We start from the raw sequence: 19,891 nt of genomic DNA on the forward strand, positions 1-19,891 counted from the left end.
TTAAGATTTAGAAGAGAACACTAGTTAATGGTAGCGAAGGCTGTGACTCCTGCGGGGACAGCACACAATGTAAGACGCAACAAACCGCGCGTCCGCGATGGTTGCTCCTTATTGTAAACATAGAGAAATCGCCGCTAAAAGCGTGAGAATCGCCTGTAAACCTAGAGAAATCGCCGCTAAAAGCGTGTAAATCGCCAGTAAACTTAAAGAAATCGCCGCTAAAAGCGTGAGAATCGCCCGTAAACCTAAAGAAATCGCCGCTAAAAGCGTGAGAATCGCCCGTAAACCTAGAGAAATCGCCGCTAAAAGCGTGTAAATCGCACGTCAACCCGCACATAGCAACCACCGCCGTAGCGGACATCAACACATCATGGCAAAAAAGTGTTAGCTTGATCGCCATCAAGCTAACACTTTTTCTATTTCGCAACAAACTCTAAGAAACCGTCTCCTCCACAGCAACCATTTCCGAGGCAATAACCGCTGGAGCAGGTGCCTTCTTTGTCTTCGGAATTAAGAAGCATAAGAACAATATAGTAGCAAACAGTGCCATCGCAATATAGGCGATCGTATGGACAGCGGATGTAAGGCCGACTGCAGTTGCTGTTGTAAAGATGGACTCGAATGATACTCCTAAAGATATAAGATGTTCAGCTAATGCACTATTTTCGACAGTACCTGTTTGACCAGCGGCTAGTAGTGCTGCTGAATGTTCGATCCCAATGCCAGCTTCATTTGCAGAACTGAGTAACGTTTCTTTAAATGCCGCGTCTTTAAAAATAGAAAATAGCACAATACCTGAAACAGAGCCTAATGGTGTGCCGAAGTCACGGATGAATGAGAATAGGCCTGCGCCTGCCGCTAGTTTTTCTTTTGGTACTTCGTTTAAGGCAAATTTCATTAAGATTGGTGTATTGGCTCCGGATACGAAACCAAGACAAACGGCTAATGTCGCAATAATATTAAATGGTGTTGATGCGTCAAGCATTGTAAAGATAAACATTATTATCGTTGGGATAAAGAAAATGGCAATTAAAATGGAACGGCCATTGATTTTATCTGATAAGCGACCTACGACTAAGCCCCCTATCGACGATGCCCCGTATAGGAACATATAAAATAATCCTGTTTGGGATGCATCCCCGCCTGGTCGTGAGGAGATAAAGAAATTCATGCAATAGATGAATAGCATAAAGGTTGCGACGATGAGCAAGTTAATGCCGACCGCCATACTAAATAGTTTAATTTTCAATAGAGATAGCTCAATTAGTGGATTGTTCATGCGATTTTCGCAAATCCATAACAGCACAATTGCAACTAATCCTACAGCTAACGTAATGATTGTATACGGTGAAAAGAAGCCGAACATTTTGCCAATTGTGGACACGGACAATAATGTTATCGATGTAACAAAGATAAGGATGAGACCGATGAAATCAAAGGATGATTGCTTTTCTCCCTTCGATTCCTCTACGAAAATTAAGACAACAATTAAACCAAGAAACGCTAATGCCGCACTAATCCAATAAATAATGGGCCAGCCATATTGTAAAATTAAATAGCCTGCAATTGCAGCGCCTGACATGGCAGCGATAGCTTGTACGGATGAAAAAATGCCCGATGCCATTCCTCGTTTTTCGGGTGGGAAAATGACCCCGATATAAGCAATGGCGATTGGTAAAATAAAGCCTACCGCTACCCCTTGGAATACCCGCGCAACTAGGAAGACTGTGAAATCTGGCGCTATTGCAGCGGCAACTTCTGAAATCGTGAAAATCACCATGCCAATGAGCAACATCTTTTTTCTACCATACTGATCTGCTAAACGACCAACAATTGGATACAGTGTAGCGGAAGCAACATAAAAAGTTAGTAAAATTAAACCAGCTAAATAGGTTGGAAGTTTAAAATGTTGCGAAATTACCGGAATGGCCGGTGCCTGAAATGCCATTGCTTCAATTGCTACAAATGCCCCGAAAACTAATGCTAAAAATTGAATCCATTGTACCTTTGTGACCTTTGCATCTTGTGGTTTGTTTTCCGTACTTGCCATTTCTAATCATCCCCCTTAATGATAATAAAGCGTTTACAATCCAATGCATCTCCTTCTGCAAGAATTTATTAAGCCTCATTATAAGAGATATATTTTTAAGAATTCAATCCACAAATTTTATAAAAATGTCGTAAAAACAACATTGTCTTGTACTTTGATGGGTTTTTACTAACGTTTCGACAGTATTCTGCTTTTAACCATTTAATTGCTGACAAAGCATGTTACTTTGAAAAAGTTTCGTCGTTTCTTGCGCTATAAATTGTGCGGAATATTGATAATATGTTTCAACACTCCAATGATAAATCATGCCTGTAACGACAGAGGCATAATACGTGGAAGCAATTTGAGGTGCCGGCATCTTGTCTTTTACTAAAGTTAAAAATTGGTTATAGATTTCAGAAGAAAGTCTTTTCATAAAAGAATCGCTAAAAGTTAAAAATGTGTGGAAGGCGACATAGTGCTGTTCGACATAGCTAAAAATGGCATGTTGTACACCGTATTGAAAAAAGAAAGTTGGAGATGGCTCTGAATGCTGTGCCATAATCCCGCAAATATCTTCAATAAAATCTAAAACAATTTGATTTTGTAAGTGTTCCTTTGTTTGAAAGTGCATGTAAAAAGTAGAGCGATTAATATTACAACGAGCGACGATATCCGTAATCGAAACAACGGTAGAGCCTCTTTCTTGAACTAAAGAAATATACGTTTGCTTGATTAAGTTACGTGAATGCTGTGCACGACGGTCTTTTTTTACCTTCATAAAAACACCCCACAATTTTTAATTTTCCGTTCTAAATAAAAAAATTCAAAGTAATATTGCTATATTCGAAATTATATATTATCATAATCGAAATGACTATAATATTCTGAATATTCAATAAAGGAGGAGTGGCGGAATGAACGCATATTTGCTATTGTCAATTGCCTCAAGTATTGCACCAGAGCAAGAAATTTTAACTTTTTTTAATCGGCGTTTAAGTTATGAGCAACTTGCCCAGCGTGTAGGTGCATTGGCTAGTCGATTGGCAGCCGATGGTGTTAAACATGGGGATCGAGTGGGGGTTATTTCAACAAATAGCCCGGAAGTGGTAGAAAGTTTTTTTGCAGCATTCCAACTAGGCGCAACAATTGTGCCGATTAACTATCGTGCGAAGCCGGAAGAGTTGGAGTATATGCTACGAGATAGTGAGATTAAAGTTTTACTTATTGAAGGTCGCTATGTACAATCCATCGAGCAATTTTTAAATAATCCGATGTGCAACATTGATAAGACGATTGTAATAGGCGATGACGCACAAGGTTACGAATTGTATGAAACATACATTGCGAATACTGAGCCGATGATTGACTTTGCCGACATAGATGAAAACGATATTGCGATTTTGCTCTATACGAGTGGGACAACGAGTTTGCCAAAAGGGGTCATGCTTACTTATACACAGCTAACGAATTATGTGATGGGGCATACCGAAGCGGCAACTGGCTTGCCAAATGGTGCATCGTTAACATGTGTTCCAAATTACCATGTAGCGGGGGCAACAAGTATTTGTAACTGCATTTATGGTGGTCGCCGTATTGTATTGATTCGTCAGTTTGAAGCAGATACGTGGCTAGATACGCTAGAGCAAGAGCAAGTAACACACGCATTTTTAGTGCCGACGATGCTCAAGCGTATTATTGATCATCCACGCTTCGGGCAAACTGATTTTTCAAGTTTACAAAGCTTATCCTACGGGGCGGCCCCAATGCCATTCCCAATTATTCGTCAGGCAATTGAGATGTTCCCTTTATCAGTCGATTTTGCCAATGCTTTTGGCATGACAGAAACGACATCTACTGTCGCTGTATTAGGGCCAGATGACCATAAGCTTGTCGGCACACAAGAAGAAATTGAACGCAAGATTAAACGTTTACATTCGGTAGGAAAGCCGTTGCCAAATGTGGACATTAAAATACTCGATGATGGTCATAATGAGTTACCTCCTAATGAAATTGGTAACGTTTACATTAAAACCGCAAAGGCGATGAAAGGTTACTGGAATCGTCCAGAAGAATCGAAAGAAACGATGATTGAAGGCTGGATCAACACAAAAGATATGGGTTACTTCGATGAGGATGGCTATTTATTTTTAAAAGGTCGCAACTCAGACATGATTATCCGTGGTGGTGAAAATATTGCACCGCAGGAAATTGAAAATGTGCTTATGGCGCATCCAGAAATTTCTGATGCAGCAGTGATAGGTGTACCTAGTGTGGAATGGGGCGAAGAGATTTTAGCAGTCGTTATTCCAAATAATGAACTTGCACCACCCGCTATTGCGGATATTACGGCATATTGTCGAGAGCGACTCGCTAGTTTTAAATGTCCTAGAATAATAGAATTTGCAACGGAATTACCACGTACATCATCAGGTAAGTTATTAAAGCGTGATTTACGTGATCAATATACTACTAACTTAGTGGAATAAAAATAGAAAGGTGATGGGGGAAATGAAATTTGAATTAACAGCAGAACAAGAATTGTTACGTAAGACGATTCGTGAGTACTTGGCGGAGCAAATAACTGAGGAGTTAATCGAGGAGTTGAAAGTAACACCAGAAGGGGGACCTATTTGGAAGGCATACATTAAAAAGCTTGGTGATGATGGTTGGCTCGGTGTTGGTTGGCCAAAGGAGTATGGTGGGCAAGGTCTTACACCGCTTGAGCAATATATTTTTATCGAGGAAATAGATCGCACAGGTGTCAATATTCCGTTCATTACGCTAGAAACAGTCGGTCCAACGTTAATGAAATTAGGGACTGAGGAACAAAAAAATTATTTTCTACCAAAAATATTAAAAGGTGAAGTGGAGATAGCGATTGGCTATTCAGAACCACAAGCAGGTACTGACTTAGCTGCATTAGAAACAACAGCCGTTCGTGATGGTGATGATTATGTCATCAACGGTCAAAAGATTTTCACGACAAATGCACATATTGCTGATTATATTTGGCTTGCAGCGCGAACAGATACAACGGTGTCAAAACATAAGGGTATTTCGATATTTTTAGTACCAACGACAGACCCAGGATTTTCTGTTACGCCAATGGCACTAATGGGTGAAGAAACGAATGTTACCTATTATGAAAATGTGCGCGTACCTGCTTCGGCGCTTGTTGGTGAAGAAAATAAAGGCTGGCAATACATTACGTCACAACTTTCCCTTGAACGTTTAATGCTTTCTACATATGCGCGTATGGAGCGTATGGTAGAAGAAACATTAGCATTTGCTCAAGAAGCCGTGATTGATGGTGAACGTGTCATTGATCGTCCATGGGTAAAAGAGCATTTTGCACAAATGAAGATGAATTTAGAAGTATTGCGTTTACTCAATTACCGTGCTGCATGGGGACATGACAATGAACAAGTAGCGCCATTTAGACCTTCGATGAATAAAGTGTTTGCAGCTGAAATCAATCAGCGTGTTTTTGATTCTTGTATGCATATTATGGGGCTATTTGGGCAAGTGCGGGATGGCTCTGAATGGGCAATAGCGAATGGCGATGCAGAAAATTATGCAAAGAAACGCCTTGTGTTCTTATTTGGTGGCGGTGCCAACGATGTACAACGAGATTTAGTGGCACGTTTTGGTTTAGGCTTACGCCGTGCTTAATACAGAGGAGGGAACGAAGACATGTCATTAACAACAGAAATGCTACAATCGCTAGTCGGCATTGAATCAGAGGTGACAAAAGGCACTGATGAAGTATGCCGTCCGATGATTCGCCATTATTGCGAAGTGATGGAAGATGCTAATCCACTGTATCATGATGACGCTTATGCAAAGGCATCACGCTATGGGGAAATTATCGCACCACCAACTCAGGTGCAAGTGTATACGATGAATCCACTTTGGCCAAAAGTAGAGCGCGAAAAAAATTCAATGGAACATTTAGTAGATTTGCTAAAGGAGCATGGATATTCTTCAATTGTTGCGACAGCGCAAGTACAAGAATATTTTGAGCCAATGAAAATTGGGGATGACATTAGTTATACGCTGTCCGTGAAAGAAATTTCACCTTTGAAGCAAACGGCACGTGGTCCAGGTTACTTCTCGACATTTTTATATACATTTTTAAATCAGCGCCATGAGATTGTTTGTAAGCAGTCATTTACAATCTTATCGTATCAAGCGCAAGTGCAACAATAGGAGGAATGGGAATGGAAGCGACGACATATGCAAGCATAACGTGGAATTCAGTTGAAGTCGGAACGGAACTGCCTACTACTTCTAGGGAGGTAACAGCAGCATTAGTTGTGGGTGGTGCGATTGCAGCAACGCATGATTATGAAAACGTCCATCACGATCATTTGGCAGCAAAGGCGGCTGGCGCAGATGATGTCTTTATGAATATTTTAACGACGAACGGACTTGTCGGTAAATATTTAACCGATTGGGCAGGACCAGAAAGTACGTTGAAAAAAATTGCGTTGAAATTAGCAGTACCCAACTATCCAAATGACACGCTCGTCTTTAGTGGACGTGTGAAAAACAAATATGAGGAAAACAATGAATGTTTAGTAGAGGTTGAGTTTGTCGGTAAAAACAATCTAGGCTATCACGCATTAGGAGAAGGCGTCTTAGCATTACCAAGGGGGTAAAGGTGTGGAAACGATTCAAGGGAAAGCAGCAATTGTAGGAATTGGACAAACGGAATTTAGTCAAAATTGCGGAAGAACGGAATTACGAATGGCACTTGAAGCGATTCTTGCTGCTGCAGAGGATGCTGGATTAGATATAAAAGAAATCGATGGCATGGTCAATTATACGATGGATAGTGCGACACAAATAGATATTGTACGGGCACTTGGGATTCCAAACTTAAGTTACTTCAACCAAATTCCATATGGTGGTGGTGCGAGTTGTGGAACGGTTGCTAGTGCAGCAGCAGCTGTCGCATCGGGTATGGCGAACTACGTAGTTTGTGTGCGTTCCATTCGTGATGCATCTGGTCCAATGCGTTATGGCGATTTCGAACCAACACGTGTAAGTGGAGATTTGCACATGGGGATGTATCATCCGTATGGCTTACTAACACCTGTGTCATGGGTAGCGATGTTTGCCAACCGTTACATTCATGACTATGGCATAAAGGATGGACAGCTAGCGTGGGCACCTTTAGTCAATCGCGAAAATGCCAACCGCAATCCGAATGCAATCTTTTATAATCGCAAAATGACGATGGAGGAATACTTGGCATCGCCTATTAATGTCGAGCCATTGCGTCGACATGATTGCTGTTTAAGTACTGACGGTGCAATTGCAGTTATTGTGACAACGCCAGAGCGTGCAAAAGCATTAAGACAAAAGCCAGCAATTATAGCGGGAGCTAGCCAAGGAATGTCTACAAATGGAGAAGTGATGACGAGTTATTACCGCGATGAAATTACGTTTTTGCATGAAGTAGAAGCATCAGGTAAAAAGTTATTCCAACAAGCTGGCATTACACCGCAAGACATTGATGTGGCACAGATTTACGATGCATTTAGTCCGTTAATTCCGATGCAACTGGAAGCACTTGGCTTTGTTAGTCGAGGCGAAGGGGTTGCGTTTTGTGAAGGCGGCACGCGCATTAATCGTCATGGTGAGTTACCGATTAACACAGCAGGTGGCTTAATGTCGGAAGGTTATTTACATGGTATGAATTTAATAACAGAAGGTGTTCGTCAAATTCGTGGTACATCCACAACACAAATAGATAATGTAGAAAATGTGCTTGTTACAGGTGGTACATGTGTGCCAACAAGTGGGCTCATTTTAAGAAGGGGGTAAAACAATATGGTGCAATATACGGGTATTGGCACGCCAAAGCCTAATATGAATGAAGATACGGAAATGTTTTGGCACAAGCTTCGGGAAACAAAGAAACTACATTTTCAACAATGTTGCAAGTGCGGTACGGTGTTACATCCACCGCGTCCAGTTTGTTATAACTGCCACAGTTTTGAATTGGAATGGGTTGAGGCACCTACAAAAGGAAAAATCTATTCTTATGTTGTGTATCACCGTTCGGTACACCCAGGGTTCCAAACACCGTATGAAGTCGTGTTAGTTGAATTAGAAAATGGGGCAAGAATTGTCGGCAATATGCTCGATGCTGCTCCAGATGAAATAGCAATTGGAATGCCTGTAGAAGTAGTCGTAGACGATCAGGTATATGAAGACGTATCTCTTATTAAATTTAAAAAAATATGAGGAGGGTTCGTAATGGATTTTCATTTAAATGATATTCAAAAGGAGTTTAAGCAAACAGCTCGGAAGTTTTTTAAAGAGAAGTGTGGGCTGGAGGAATTACGTGCCTTTGAAAAAAATCCACATCATTATTCAGAAAAGCTTTATAACGAACTGGTGGAGCTAGGCTTTGTCGGTCTTGTTGTGCCAGAGCAATATGGTGGATTTGGTGGAGACTTTTTAGATTTAGCGATTGTCATGGAGGAAGCGGGTTGGGGCTTATTCCAAGGACCTTTCTTATCAACAATCGTGAGTGGTGTAATGCCAGTGCTTACACATGGTACGGAGACACAGAAAGAAAGTTGGCTACCCGCATTTGCAAATGGTGAACAGAAAGTCAGCTATGCCATTGCAGAGCCACATGCCCATAACAAATTGGAGCATCTGTCGCTAGAAGCGGTTTTTGCTGGAGATAAATATGTGGTAAATGGTACGAAGTTATTTGTTCCTTTTGCACAGTCAGTTGAAAAGTTATTTGTCGTAGCACGTACAGATCAGGGTGCTGTTGGTTCAGAGGAAGGGTTGACAGTTTTCCTTATTGATACGGCTACAAAAGGAATTGAAGTGAAAGACATTCCAACGATTAGTGCAGACGGTTTATGTGAAGTGCAGTTTAATCATGTGGAAGTGTCTGCTGAGCAAATCGTAGGCAAGGTTGGAGAAGGGTTCCGAGTAGCTAGCGATATGCTAACATTTGCGACAGCATTAAAATCTATTGAAATGACGGGTGTACTCAGTCGAGCAGTTGATATTACATCCGATTATGTTAAGGAGCGTCATCAATTTAATGTGCCAATTGGTTCGTTCCAAGCGGTTCAACATCGCATGTCGGATATGTTAACAATTGTTGAGGGCGGTCGTCTAGCAGCCTTTCATGCTTTTTCAAGATTAGTAGAAGGCAAAGATGCGACAACAGAAGTAGCCATTGCAAAAGCTTGGCTTAGTCAAGAAGGACAAAAAGTAGTGACGGGTGCACATCAACTACACGGTGGGATGGGGATTGATTATGACTATCCACTACAGTTTTGTTACCGTCGCTTTAAAGGGCAACAACTAGAATTTGGTACGTCAGAAGTGCATCTGCGTAATCTAGGTGAATGGTTGTCCATAAAGCCAGAAGAACCTTCAAAAGTATCTAGTATGTAAGGGGGGAGTAAATGAAGAATTCAGCGTTAACTCATCTGAAGGTACTTGATTTATCCTGGCATATTGCAGGACCCTATTGTACAAAAATATTGGCGGATTATGGAGCTGAAATCATTAAAGTAGAACGTCCTGAAACGGGTGATCCATCAAGAGCGGCTGGTCCTTTTAAAAATAATGAGGAAAATTTAAATGCGAGCGGTTTATTTGCTTACTTAAATAATAATAAACAAAGTATTACACTCGATTTAAAATCCGAGCAAAGTATTCGTATTATCAAGCAGTTAGTGAAGGATATGGATTTACTTGTTGAAAACTTTGCACCAGGTGTGATGCTGCGACTTGGCTTAGATTATGACACGTTAAAGGCAATCAACCCTAAGCTTGTCATGGTATCAATTTCAAACTTTGGGCAACAGGGAGAATTTGCACACTATAAGGCAACGGAGATTATTACGCAGGCAATGAGTGGTTTCTTATCTTCAGTAGGTGAGCCAGATCGAGAGCCAGTACGTGCAGCAGGACAATTACGTATTTTAGAGTATATTACAGGTACGTTTGCAGCATCATCGGCGCTAGCGGCATGTCGAGAGGCTCGTGAAGCGGGAGTAGGTGCGCATTTAGATATATCCATTGCGGAAATGGGCTTATTACAGCGTTCCTATCCAACTGTTCAAAACTCTTATCCGACAAGTGTTTTTAAGTACGAGGGACGTTATGTGATGCTGCCAGGTATTGAACAATGTAAGGATGGGCATGTCGGCATAAGTGTTCTAACAGGTCAACATTGGCAAGGATTCTGCTTTATGATTGAGGCGTATGATTGGGTAGAAGATGAGCGTTTTACAACGTTACCGCAACGATTAATTCATAAGGACATTTTCCAAGAGCGTCTTGATGCATTTTTAATGGAGCATACGACTGAGGAAGTGCTTGCTTTAGGCAATGAATGGCGTGTACCTGTAACGCTTGTTCCAACTTTTGAAGACTTACTTTCTTTAGAGCAGTATGTAGAACGTGAATTTTTCGTCGAGGTCAATCATCCAGAGCTTGGCATAATGAAGCAACCTGGTGCACCGTTCCGAATGTCGAAAACACCTTGGTCGATTCGTACAAGCGCACCTTTATTAGGTGAGCATAACGAAAAAACATTCAAAGCATTTTATGATAAAAGTACACAAATGTAGAAAGGGTGAATCATATGCATCAACCATTAAAGGGCATACGAATTTTAGATTTGTCGATGTGGTGGTCAGGCCCAATGTGTACGTCTTATCTCGGTGCACTTGGTGCTGAAATTATTAAGTTGGAATCCATTCAATCACCGGATGGTTTCCGCTTTATGTTAACATCCCCGAAGGAAGATTGGTGGGAGTTTGGACCACAATTCAACGCTGCAAATCATAATAAATTAGGTGCGACGCTTAATTTAAATGATGAAGAGGGAAAAGCGTACTTTAAAAAAGTTATGGAAAAATGCGATATTGTCATTGAAAACTACACACCACGTGTGATGGAAAACTTTCAATTAACTTATGACGTGCTATCTCAGTATAAGAAAGATGTGATTATGCTATCGATGCCAGCCTATGGGAAAACAGGGCCATATCGTGACCAGCCTGGGTTTGCGTATACATTTGAAATGCTATCAGGCATTGCACAATTAAATGGTTATCAGGATGGTAAACCGATGACTGTACTTGGCGTTGCTGATGTATTAGCAGGCTTTCATGCGGCAGCTGCCCTGCTAATTGCACTAGAGCATCGGGATCGTACTGGTGAAGGACAGGAAATTGAGCTTGCGCAAAATGAAGGTTGCGTGAATTATATGGGCGCACCTATTGCGGACTTTATATTGAATGGAGAAAATTGGAGCCGTGTAGGTAATCGTCAGCCAGGGATTGCCCCACAAGGTGTATACCGTACACAAGGTAAAGATAGTTGGGTTGCGATTTCTATCACTTCAGATGAAGAATGGCAAAGCTTATGCCAAGAAATGAATGCACAATCGCTCCTAAACGATGAGCGTTTGAAGACGGCGGCAGGGCGCTTTGCTGCCCATGATGAGTTAGATACTATTATTTCGAAGTGGACACAGCAGGAGACACATCATGCAATTGCGTCACGTCTACAAAAAGTCGGTGTGCCAGCAGGTCCTGTATTGGAAGTGCATGAAATGGAGCATGATCCATTTTTAAAAAATATGTATCAAGAAGTAACAAGGGAGTATGTAGGGACACATTTATATCCTACATGGCCAATTAAATGGAACAATGAACGTGTTTTACATAAAGCACCCGCGCCGTTACTTGGTCAGGATAATGAGTATGTGTTTAAGGAGTTATTACAACTTTCAGATGAAGATTATAATAGCTTGCTAGAAAAAAATATTATCGGCAATAAAATGCTTAGCTAAAGCGAGGGAGCGTAAATGACCATTAAAATAGGAACGAAATTCACATGCCCAAAATGTCAAAGCGAATTCATTATTATGAAAATCGGCGAAGGACAGCTAACTTGCTGTGGGCAGAAGATTAGTGAGAAAAAGTAAGGAGTGATGTACGATGGCGAATCAATTAGGAAAACGCTTTGAATGTTTGGAATGCGGAAGTGAAGTAATGTGCATCAAATCCGGTGAAGGTTCTGTACAATGCTGTAACAAAAATATGCAGGTGAAAAAACCAGTCGCATTACCAACAGCGGACTAAAATAGGAGGTCGTTTTATGAAGCAGCAAACACTTAAGGGCTGTAGAATTCTAGAACTTTCGACAACGCATGCAACGAGTTTTGCTGCTGAATTATTACGGCTGCAAGGAGCCTATGTAGAAAAAGTAAGTTTGAAGCAACCTTTCTTTTGTGATTCACAGAAGGTGCTTACATCATCGGTACAAACAGTGAGTGAATGGGATATTGTACTAACGGACGACAGTATGTGGAGATATGCGTGTTTTCCAGAAGCAGTCACAGTATTCATTAACTTTCATTCTTTTCAAACAGGTGATGAGCGTGAACTACAAGTAAAAGCAGGCTGGCTTAAAGAAAGTGAGCAAGAAACATCCCCTTCTATTGCCATTGGAGGTTTCCCCGCCTCATTATTAGTGGCAGCTCATATTGCTTTTGTCACAGTTTGTCAGTTACTTGAAGGGCGGCGCGAATCCACAGTAGTGGTGCATGTAGCCTCGATTTTAGCGAGTGCCCTACATGGTCGACTGTTTACGAAAGAAGAACAAGAGATTGTGCCGATGATGCTAACCCCTGCTGTGGATGGTCATCTGTTCATTGGTGCGCCAAGTGATGAACAGTGGGCATTTTTAACTCGTTGGGCACAATTAGATTTGCCAACTTGTATGACACAATTTGAAAGACGGTTGCAAAAAAGTGATATCGAGGCATCACTAAGTAAGTGGAGTTCAAGTCAATTACGGCAAGAGCTAATGACACTTGGGCAAACGTTTCGATTGCCATTTGCTAATGTCCAATCGCATCAGGAAGTAATACAATGTCCCCAACATAAAAGTAGAGGTTTTATTAAACAACAACGCATCATCCGTTCCCCATGGATCATGTCAAAAGGGCTGGCAGCAAACCAGCCCTTTTCTTTTACCAGTTTTAAGGAGTTACAAATTGTGGATTTGACAGCGATGTGGGCTGGTCCGTATTGTACACGATTATTTGCAGATTTAGGAGCTACAGTAATTAAAATCGAAGCGCCACATCGGCCAGATGGCATTCGTGGTAAGTCGGGGTCAACGCCATTTTTTGAAGAGCTCAATCGCAATAAAAAATCAGTCATTTTAGATTTGAACGTGGAGGAAGATAAAGAGATACTGTTACGTCTCATTGAAGACAGCCATATTGTCGTTAATAATTTTAGCCCGCGTGTAATGGGGAATTTTGGTTTGACAGATGATGTACTACAGCTACACAATGCGTCAATTATTCATGCATCGTTATCCGCATTTGGTCAAACAGGACCTTATCGAGATTATGTAGGCTATGGGTCCACACTAGAGTCAATGAGTGGAATAGTAGCACAAACATTAGATTATACAGGAACCCCTACGCTACCACTATTTTCAATAAGTGACATGCTAGCAGGTGTTATGGGTGCCTTTTCGATTATTCTTGCCTTGTATGAACAAACAACAACGCATGCAGCCTATATGATTGATGTTTCGCAATATGAAGTAGCGACGATGGTAGCTTGGGTTCCTTATAAGCATACATCTGATGCATCATGTGTCAAAACAATGCATAAATGTGATGACAATATAATAGTAGAAACACCAAATTCGTGGCAAGAACAGAAAGGAAGAGCCCCTTATTTTGGTGAGCATACAACTTATTACAAGACACATTATTCCAAAGAAAAGAGGGATTCACTATGACTTATCAATTTATCAATATAGCCAAACAGCAAGGCGTTGCCTACATACAGCTAATAGACAGTAAAACACAAAATGAATGGCATGCACCCTTTATTCAAGAGTTACGAGATGTGGCTATTTATTTGCGTGATGCAACGGATATTAAAGTAGTTGTTGTCGGTTCGAGTGCAGATGAGTTTTCAATTGGCAGTAGACTCCCTGCGATTGTAGAGGAAGATGTTCCACAACAATATCAGACAGTATGCCTTGCAACAGAAGCACTTGAACTATGGGCAAAGCTACCATATCCAATTATTATGGCGATTCATGGGCAATGTACATCATTAGCATTTAGCTTTGCTTGTATTGCAGATATCCGAATAATTGCGGAGGATGTGCAATTAGCGGTACCTGAATTAGCTTACGGATTAGTGCCAGCGGGAGGCATTACACAGCGATTGCCAAGGTTAATAGGTAAAGGTGCTGCAATGAATGTCTTGCTTGGTCAGTCTACTGTAACTGCGGAGGAAGCGATGGCGCTAGGCTTAGCAACGATACAAGTAACACGTGAGGAGCTGTGGCAATCGGCTTGTGCAGAAGGATTGCGTCTAAGCGAGCTCTCTACTTTATCATTACAATATACGAAGGAATGCTTATATCGTGGAAGCGAGCTACCATTTGAGCAAGGCTTACGTTTAGAGTTAGATGTCTATTTATTATTACAAACTTCACGTGATCGTATGGAAGGTGTACAGGCATTTTTAGAGAAGCGCAAGCCATATTTTATTGGAGAGTAGGAGGAGATGACATGGAATCAATCGTTTTATTAGAGCGAGATGAAAATATAGCCATTATTACATTGAATCACCCTGAAAAATTAAATGCTGTTAGTGTGGCGATGCGTGATGCACTGTATGAACAAATTTTAGCCGTACAGGCTGACCCTACAATCGATGGCGTTATTTTACGAGGCAATGGCAAAGGATTTTGTGCTGGTGCAGATTTAAAAGAATTTGGCACAATACCTTCCGTCATTGAAAAGCGAAAAATTCGGATTCAGCATGATATTTGGGATGAATTCCGTCGATGCTCTAAGCCGATTGCCGCTATTTTACATGGCTTTGCGGTTGGCTCTGGCATTGAGATGGCGATGATTTGCGACTTTCGTTTTGCAGCACCAAAAACAAAAATTTCTTTGCCTGAATGTGCACTAGGTATGTTACCGGCAGCTGGCGGAACACAAAGCCTACCCCGATTAATGCGTCATGGTTGGGCAATCGATTTTGCGATGAAAGGTTATTATTTGTCAGCTGAGGAAGCGAAGGCTCGTCAAATTGTCACGGACATTTTTGAAGAAGAGCATTTATTTGATGAAGTATTAAATTTTATGAAGCGTATAACGACGTATCCTAAGACAGCACAGCAAATTAAACGATTAATTTCTAGTGGTATGGATCGATCTTTAGAGCAAGGGCTTGCATTTGAACAAACCCTTGTAAAGGAAAGTTATAAGCAACAGTTCATTGCAAATGGCTAGTGTTGCTTTTCAAGAAAGTCTTGTGTAATTTTTGCTGTATATTCTTGCACGATTTTTTCCATTTGTTCTTTAATGTCATCATTAAAACGGGAAAGAGGGAGAAGAATCGTTAGCGCGGCTACAGGCTCTTCACTATTTCCCCAAATAGGCGCAGCAACACCAATCATACCATCTGCCCGTTCACCAAGGCTCCAGGCATAGCCATCTTGCTTGATAGTGGAGAGCTGTTGTTTTAGAAGCTCAATATCTAGGGTTGTTTCTGTATGTTGGATATAGGTAGTGCGATTAAAATATGTTTGTAAATCTTTAGGCGACATGTAGGCCATATGTAATTTACCGATAGCGCCGTAATATAATTCATATTCTTCTCCTAGTGGAGTGGTTACTTTTAAGGCATGTTCACTTTCAACTCCTGATAAAAAGAGGTGTTTATTACCGGAGCGTATAGATAAGTAAACAGACTCCTTTGTTGTAGCTGCAAGTTCCACCATGTATGGCTGGGCAATAGAGACAATATCTGGCGAATGAAAGCGATTGACGATTTGGAAAATAATTGGCCCTGGCTGATACGTTTTATTTTCGGAATTTTTTAATAGCATACCACGGTCAGTTAACGTAACTGCTAAACGAAAAGCCGCTGTTTTACTAATTTGTAGCTCGCGCTCAATATCAACTAGCCCGATTGATTGGTATTTTAAAAATAATGTGAGTAATGAGATGGCATTATCCACAGTGCTTAATCGGTGGACGGTTTTAGTATTATCCATAGTTTTCACACCTTTCCGTTTTTAGAAAATTGCGATTATAGCAATTAAGTACTTATTATATATATATGTTGCTCGAAATACAATATTTGTTATGAAGAATGATAAAGTCGCTCACCAGCAATCCATGTTTCTAATACTTGCATGTTTTGGAGCTGATAAAGGGTGCAGTTTACAGGATGTTGTTTAACAATAATAAAATTAGCGTCAAAGCCTGGTGCAAGTTGCCCTATTTGGTGTTGCTCACCGATAACTAAAGCGGCATGAGTCGTATAAAGGTTAAGCGCATTTTGTCTTGAAACAGCCTCTCGTATATTTACTTGTAAGCCATTTTTACTTTGCCTTGTACATGCAGCATGCAAACCAAGCCAAGGGGAGATAGGCGCAACGGGTGCATCTGAACCAGCTGCGACTGTTATGTCATGTTGTAGTAAAGAATTCACTGGATAGAGCCAACAGTGTTCATTATCGTCTACTTGCTGTAAGTACCGATCTCCATGAATATCGATAAACGGAGGATTTGTGACAACCTGTATTTGGTGTTCATGTATCATATCGAAAAAAGCTTCGGGACATAAACTTAAGTGTTCAAAACGACAAATTCCGTTTACTTCAGGGAGTTGCTGACGTACTGTTTTTAATGCATCAATAGCATGCCAAACCATCTCGGGATTTACAACATGAATTGCAACAGGGCTATTTGCGAGAAATGCTTGTTTCATCATTTGTACAATGGCATCCTTTGTAGGATACATTTCTGGCATTGTCTCCAACACAATTTTTAAGGCATTCCGTTTAAATATTGGTATAGGTTGTAGATGATTTGCTAGGTCATCAAAGTGTGGGCTACCGGTCATCCAGTGAACTGGAATTTTCCAAAAGTGTTGAGCAGCTTTTTTCCATATTGCAAGCTGAGATACTGATGTAGTTGGAGATGCATCACAAACAGTAGTAATCCCTAAAGATAGAAGCTTTGCTTGTAAAGCTTCTATGCCCACTAACCACTGTTCTTCAGGTAATTTCGGTAAAACAGATTCATTTAGTAAAGCATCTGCTCCATGAATAATACCTGTAGGCTGTCCAAGTGAATCAAGCTCAATATGGATGCCGTCATTAGGATGATTTTCTAAAGCTTGTTTGAAATAGTCCCAACCCTTACTGTTTAACACGGATGTATGCCGCGTTACATAGCGTACACGGATTGGGTGATTGGTAGAAAGCTCATCCAACATTGCCATAGATAAAGGTTCTATATGGGGGAAATGAAAAGGATGATAGCCATTAATACGAACCCAATTACCGTTTGGAATGGGTGAAATTTGCTTACGAAGATATGCAAAAAGTGCCTCTTTCGTTTCGTATGATGTTGGTATATGTATACTAAACTGTTCGCTAACCATCGCTTGTAAGTGACAATGTGCATCGATAAAACCAGGCAAAATTACCTTTTGCTGTGCATCAATACTTATTTTAGCTTGATAGGGTGAAGAATCATTATGCCCAAATAGAGCAATGATTTTTCCGTTATGAATGGCCATACTTGTAGCGATTGGTACAGACGTTGATTGTGTTAAAATAACGGCATTATAAATAAATAGATCGATTTGTTGTACCATAAGTTGGCTCCTTTCCATAAGAAGTGCTATTATCTTAACATAAAAAGACAGAATAATAGAATAATTAAGCAGGGGTGTAAAAATGCAAAATCAAAAGCTTTTAAATTGGCAAGTTGTTACATTGCCGATTCCTTATGATTTACGTAGTGTTAACTGCTATGTAATTGAAGAGCCTTCTGGAATTACAATTATTGATACAGGTGACGATAATGCTGAGTCGAAAGAAATATGGCGGCAGGTCATTGGTCAACGACGAGTTAATCGTGTACTTATCACACACTTGCATATTGATCATTTTGGCTTGGCAAAATGGCTCCAAGATGAGTATGAGACAACTATTTGGATGTCTCAACGAAGTTACGAGGAATTTACGAGCAGACGGGAACGCTTTGAAAACGGAATTACTGAGGATGGAAGTTTATCTTTTCTGGCTGATTATGGGATGGTGCAAGATAAAGAGGCATCTGCGGTATTTAATCGATTCGAACCATTCCAAGTACATGTAGATGTTATTTTTTCGGAGCATCAAATGATTGAAAGTGAAACATTTAATTTACAGCCAATTTGGACACCTGGACACTCGCCAGATCATTATTGCTTTTATGAAAAAGAGGCAGGCGTGTTATTTTTAGGTGATCATTTATTAGAAATTATTAACCCGATTGTTATGCCTTCTACACATATGCAAAATCCTCTTGCCTTATATTTAGCGACATTTGAAAGCTTAGGTCAATTGAAAATTCATGATGCATTGCCGGCACATGGGACACAAATTGAAGACTTTAATGAGCGCGTATCACGATTGATGGTTCATTATACTGACAAATGTCAGCAAATTTTAAATGCAATACCTGAGGATGGGGCGACAGCACACGAAATTACGAATCAGGTATATGCACATAAGCCTGCAGAGCTTCGAGGGGCTGCATTTATTCAAGTGATTACCTTTGTACATTATTTAATGGAACGCAATTATTTAGTACGAAAGTGTAAAGGTCAAAGTTACAATTTTTATCGAAGCAGTTTGACAGTTGAAAAGCCATTTACACTTTGTTAGGCGTATGCGCACTATATTTTTCATGATAAATTAAGTGTATTTTTGCCGATATGGCAAGAATATACTTATTTTTATTTTTGTCAAAAAACTAAGATAGTTCTTTTCTTAAATAATAAAATGGTAGATTATGCTAAAATTAATGTAAATAGTTTCATATTGGATTTTCAGAAGGGGTGCATAAAAATAGATATTAGGAAAATTCGCTATTTTATAATGGTCGCAGAAGAATTGAACTTTAGTCGTGCAGCAGAACGTCTCAGAATGGCACAACCTCCTTTAAGCCAAGAAATTCGTAAATTGGAAGAAGAATTGGGCGTACAACTTTTTCATCGTACAAAAAGAATGGTTGAACTGACGGATGCTGGAAAGATATTTTTAGCAGGGTCTCAACAAACGTTGTTGCAGTTAGAAAGAACAATAGAGGAAACACAGCTTGCTGCTGAAGGTAAAATAGGGAACTTAGTAATCGGTTTTGTCGATTCCACAGAAATTGTTATAGAAGTGCTGAATGTATTTCGAGAACGCTTTCCTAAAATCAATCTTATGTTGCGTGAAATGACAACGGAGCAACAAATAAAGGCACTTAATGAAAAACAAATTCATATTGGATTTATTCGGTCTAACCAGAATAACGAAATACTATCTTCTGAAGTTTGTTCTGAAGAATCTTTAACAGTAGTTTTACATCAAGATCATCCTTTTGCCAAATTGTCCGAAATTCCAGTCGAGTTGTTAATTGGTGAACCATTTATTTTGTTTCCGCGTCAAATGGGCTCAAATTTTTATGATTTAATTATTAGCTACTTTTGGGAGCATGGCGTAAATTTAAATGTAGTTCAAGAAGCTATTCAAATGCATACAATTGTTAATCTAGTTGCAACAGGAATGGGCGTTTCTGTCGTCCCTTCGTCTGTAGAAAGTTATAAACGTCCTGGTGTTATCTATAAAAAAATCCAACAAACTACACCAAAAGTAAACCTATATGTTGGATGGAGAAAGAATGAAACATCTTCAGTTGTAGAACAGTTCCTAACAGTTGTTAGAGAGGTATATTCGCTATTACATCTAGACCATCAAAAATAA

General features: G+C 40.2%; 19 protein-coding genes. 15 read left to right on the plus strand and 4 right to left on the minus strand.

The window, feature by feature from the left end:
• Positions 1 to 433 precede the first annotated feature (433 nt).
• Both NSQ74_RS08055 and NSQ74_RS08060 read right to left on the minus strand, forming a co-directional pair.
• Positions 434 to 2,050: an MFS transporter gene (locus NSQ74_RS08055; RefSeq protein WP_340822592.1), complete on the minus strand. Its 1,617-nt coding sequence runs from the start codon at positions 2,048 to 2,050 to the stop codon at positions 434 to 436.
• Positions 2,051 to 2,243: 193 nt separating this feature from the next.
• The gene (locus NSQ74_RS08060; RefSeq protein WP_340822593.1) at positions 2,244 to 2,810 is read right to left on the minus strand and encodes a TetR/AcrR family transcriptional regulator; all 567 of its coding nucleotides are present in this window, start codon (positions 2,808 to 2,810) and stop codon (positions 2,244 to 2,246) included.
• A 136-nt stretch (positions 2,811 to 2,946) separates the two neighbouring features.
• Between NSQ74_RS08060 and NSQ74_RS08065 the strand changes: the two genes are divergently transcribed.
• The 13 genes from NSQ74_RS08065 to NSQ74_RS08125 all read left to right on the plus strand — a co-directional run bounded on the left by NSQ74_RS08065 (position 2,947) and on the right by NSQ74_RS08125 (position 15,371).
• Positions 2,947 to 4,518 (plus strand): class I adenylate-forming enzyme family protein, encoded by a 1,572-nt coding sequence (locus NSQ74_RS08065; protein ID WP_340822595.1) that lies wholly within the window; start codon positions 2,947 to 2,949, stop codon positions 4,516 to 4,518.
• 22 nt (positions 4,519 to 4,540) lie between these two features.
• The gene (locus NSQ74_RS08070; RefSeq protein WP_340822596.1) at positions 4,541 to 5,704 is read left to right on the plus strand and encodes an acyl-CoA dehydrogenase family protein; all 1,164 of its coding nucleotides are present in this window, start codon (positions 4,541 to 4,543) and stop codon (positions 5,702 to 5,704) included.
• A gap of 21 nt (positions 5,705 to 5,725) precedes the next feature.
• On the plus strand, positions 5,726 to 6,241 hold the full coding sequence (locus tag NSQ74_RS08075) for an FAS1-like dehydratase domain-containing protein (protein WP_340822598.1): 516 nt from the start codon (positions 5,726 to 5,728) through the stop codon (positions 6,239 to 6,241).
• Between the two features lie 11 nt (positions 6,242 to 6,252).
• Positions 6,253 to 6,693 carry a hypothetical protein gene (locus tag NSQ74_RS08080; protein WP_340822599.1) on the plus strand — a complete coding sequence of 147 codons (441 nt, stop codon included), beginning with the start codon at positions 6,253 to 6,255 and terminating at the stop codon, positions 6,691 to 6,693.
• 4 nt (positions 6,694 to 6,697) lie between these two features.
• Positions 6,698 to 7,864: a thiolase C-terminal domain-containing protein gene (locus NSQ74_RS08085; protein WP_340822600.1), complete on the plus strand. Its 1,167-nt coding sequence runs from the start codon at positions 6,698 to 6,700 to the stop codon at positions 7,862 to 7,864.
• 6 nt (positions 7,865 to 7,870) lie between these two features.
• On the plus strand, positions 7,871 to 8,287 hold the full coding sequence (locus NSQ74_RS08090) for a Zn-ribbon domain-containing OB-fold protein (RefSeq protein ID WP_340822603.1): 417 nt from the start codon (positions 7,871 to 7,873) through the stop codon (positions 8,285 to 8,287).
• Positions 8,288 to 8,299: 12 nt separating this feature from the next.
• A complete protein-coding gene (locus NSQ74_RS08095; RefSeq protein ID WP_340822605.1) occupies positions 8,300 to 9,469 on the plus strand; it encodes an acyl-CoA dehydrogenase family protein in 1,170 nt (389 codons plus the stop codon).
• Positions 9,470 to 9,480: 11 nt separating this feature from the next.
• Entirely contained in the window at positions 9,481 to 10,653 is a 1,173-nt protein-coding gene (locus NSQ74_RS08100) for a CaiB/BaiF CoA transferase family protein (RefSeq protein ID WP_340822607.1), read from the plus strand.
• A 14-nt stretch (positions 10,654 to 10,667) separates the two neighbouring features.
• A complete protein-coding gene (locus NSQ74_RS08105) occupies positions 10,668 to 11,882 on the plus strand; it encodes a CaiB/BaiF CoA transferase family protein (RefSeq protein WP_340822608.1) in 1,215 nt (404 codons plus the stop codon).
• Positions 11,883 to 12,030: 148 nt separating this feature from the next.
• Positions 12,031 to 12,174 carry a hypothetical protein gene (locus tag NSQ74_RS08110; protein ID WP_340822610.1) on the plus strand — a complete coding sequence of 48 codons (144 nt, stop codon included), beginning with the start codon at positions 12,031 to 12,033 and terminating at the stop codon, positions 12,172 to 12,174.
• Positions 12,175 to 12,190: 16 nt separating this feature from the next.
• Positions 12,191 to 13,855 carry a CoA transferase gene (locus tag NSQ74_RS08115; RefSeq protein WP_340822612.1) on the plus strand — a complete coding sequence of 555 codons (1,665 nt, stop codon included), beginning with the start codon at positions 12,191 to 12,193 and terminating at the stop codon, positions 13,853 to 13,855.
• Positions 13,852 to 14,631, plus strand: a complete 780-nt coding sequence (locus tag NSQ74_RS08120; protein WP_340822614.1) for an enoyl-CoA hydratase/isomerase family protein — start codon at positions 13,852 to 13,854, stop codon at positions 14,629 to 14,631. The genes NSQ74_RS08115 and NSQ74_RS08120 overlap by 4 nt, the downstream gene beginning before the upstream one ends.
• An 11-nt stretch (positions 14,632 to 14,642) precedes the next feature.
• Positions 14,643 to 15,371, plus strand: a complete 729-nt coding sequence (locus NSQ74_RS08125; RefSeq protein ID WP_340822615.1) for an enoyl-CoA hydratase/isomerase family protein — start codon at positions 14,643 to 14,645, stop codon at positions 15,369 to 15,371.
• Here the strand turns inward: NSQ74_RS08125 and NSQ74_RS08130 are convergent.
• Positions 15,368 to 16,138 (minus strand): IclR family transcriptional regulator, encoded by a 771-nt coding sequence (locus tag NSQ74_RS08130; RefSeq protein WP_340822616.1) that lies wholly within the window; start codon positions 16,136 to 16,138, stop codon positions 15,368 to 15,370. The two genes, NSQ74_RS08125 and NSQ74_RS08130, sit on opposite strands and share 4 nt — an antisense overlap.
• An 89-nt stretch (positions 16,139 to 16,227) precedes the next feature.
• The gene (locus NSQ74_RS08135; protein ID WP_340822617.1) at positions 16,228 to 17,751 is read right to left on the minus strand and encodes an amidohydrolase; all 1,524 of its coding nucleotides are present in this window, start codon (positions 17,749 to 17,751) and stop codon (positions 16,228 to 16,230) included.
• A gap of 82 nt (positions 17,752 to 17,833) precedes the next feature.
• Here NSQ74_RS08135 and NSQ74_RS08140 point away from each other — a divergent pair, with 82 nt between their 5' ends.
• Together NSQ74_RS08140 and NSQ74_RS08145 are read left to right on the plus strand one after the other, a co-directional pair.
• The gene (locus NSQ74_RS08140; RefSeq protein ID WP_340822618.1) at positions 17,834 to 18,808 is read left to right on the plus strand and encodes an MBL fold metallo-hydrolase; all 975 of its coding nucleotides are present in this window, start codon (positions 17,834 to 17,836) and stop codon (positions 18,806 to 18,808) included.
• Between the two features lie 183 nt (positions 18,809 to 18,991).
• Positions 18,992 to 19,891, plus strand: a complete 900-nt coding sequence (locus NSQ74_RS08145) for a LysR substrate-binding domain-containing protein (RefSeq protein ID WP_340826425.1) — start codon at positions 18,992 to 18,994, stop codon at positions 19,889 to 19,891.

The sequence above is a fragment of the Lysinibacillus sp. FSL W8-0992 genome (assembly GCF_038008685.1).
GTDB lineage: Bacteria > Bacillota > Bacilli > Bacillales_A > Planococcaceae > Lysinibacillus.

Excerpts from the sequence above, each read along its gene's own strand:
- NSQ74_RS08055 (WP_340822592.1), bottom strand. The coding sequence starts at position 2,050 with ATGGCAAGTACGGAAAACAAACCACAAGATGCAAAGGTCACAAAGGTA.
- NSQ74_RS08115 (WP_340822612.1), top strand. The coding sequence starts at position 12,191 with ATGAAGCAGCAAACACTTAAGGGCTGTAGAATTCTAGAACTTTCGACA.
- NSQ74_RS08100 (WP_340822607.1), top strand. The coding sequence starts at position 9,481 with ATGAAGAATTCAGCGTTAACTCATCTGAAGGTACTTGATTTATCCTGG.
- NSQ74_RS08110 (WP_340822610.1), top strand. The coding sequence starts at position 12,031 with ATGGCGAATCAATTAGGAAAACGCTTTGAATGTTTGGAATGCGGAAGT.
- NSQ74_RS08080 (WP_340822599.1), top strand. The coding sequence starts at position 6,253 with ATGGAAGCGACGACATATGCAAGCATAACGTGGAATTCAGTTGAAGTC.
- NSQ74_RS08125 (WP_340822615.1), top strand. The coding sequence starts at position 14,643 with ATGGAATCAATCGTTTTATTAGAGCGAGATGAAAATATAGCCATTATT.
- NSQ74_RS08105 (WP_340822608.1), top strand. The coding sequence starts at position 10,668 with ATGCATCAACCATTAAAGGGCATACGAATTTTAGATTTGTCGATGTGG.
- NSQ74_RS08130 (WP_340822616.1), bottom strand. The coding sequence starts at position 16,138 with ATGGATAATACTAAAACCGTCCACCGATTAAGCACTGTGGATAATGCC.
- NSQ74_RS08060 (WP_340822593.1), bottom strand. The coding sequence starts at position 2,810 with ATGAAGGTAAAAAAAGACCGTCGTGCACAGCATTCACGTAACTTAATC.
- NSQ74_RS08090 (WP_340822603.1), top strand. The coding sequence starts at position 7,871 with ATGGTGCAATATACGGGTATTGGCACGCCAAAGCCTAATATGAATGAA.
- NSQ74_RS08075 (WP_340822598.1), top strand. The coding sequence starts at position 5,726 with ATGTCATTAACAACAGAAATGCTACAATCGCTAGTCGGCATTGAATCA.
- NSQ74_RS08070 (WP_340822596.1), top strand. The coding sequence starts at position 4,541 with ATGAAATTTGAATTAACAGCAGAACAAGAATTGTTACGTAAGACGATT.
- NSQ74_RS08140 (WP_340822618.1), top strand. The coding sequence starts at position 17,834 with ATGCAAAATCAAAAGCTTTTAAATTGGCAAGTTGTTACATTGCCGATT.
- NSQ74_RS08095 (WP_340822605.1), top strand. The coding sequence starts at position 8,300 with ATGGATTTTCATTTAAATGATATTCAAAAGGAGTTTAAGCAAACAGCT.
- NSQ74_RS08065 (WP_340822595.1), top strand. The coding sequence starts at position 2,947 with ATGAACGCATATTTGCTATTGTCAATTGCCTCAAGTATTGCACCAGAG.
- NSQ74_RS08120 (WP_340822614.1), top strand. The coding sequence starts at position 13,852 with ATGACTTATCAATTTATCAATATAGCCAAACAGCAAGGCGTTGCCTAC.
- NSQ74_RS08135 (WP_340822617.1), bottom strand. The coding sequence starts at position 17,751 with ATGGTACAACAAATCGATCTATTTATTTATAATGCCGTTATTTTAACA.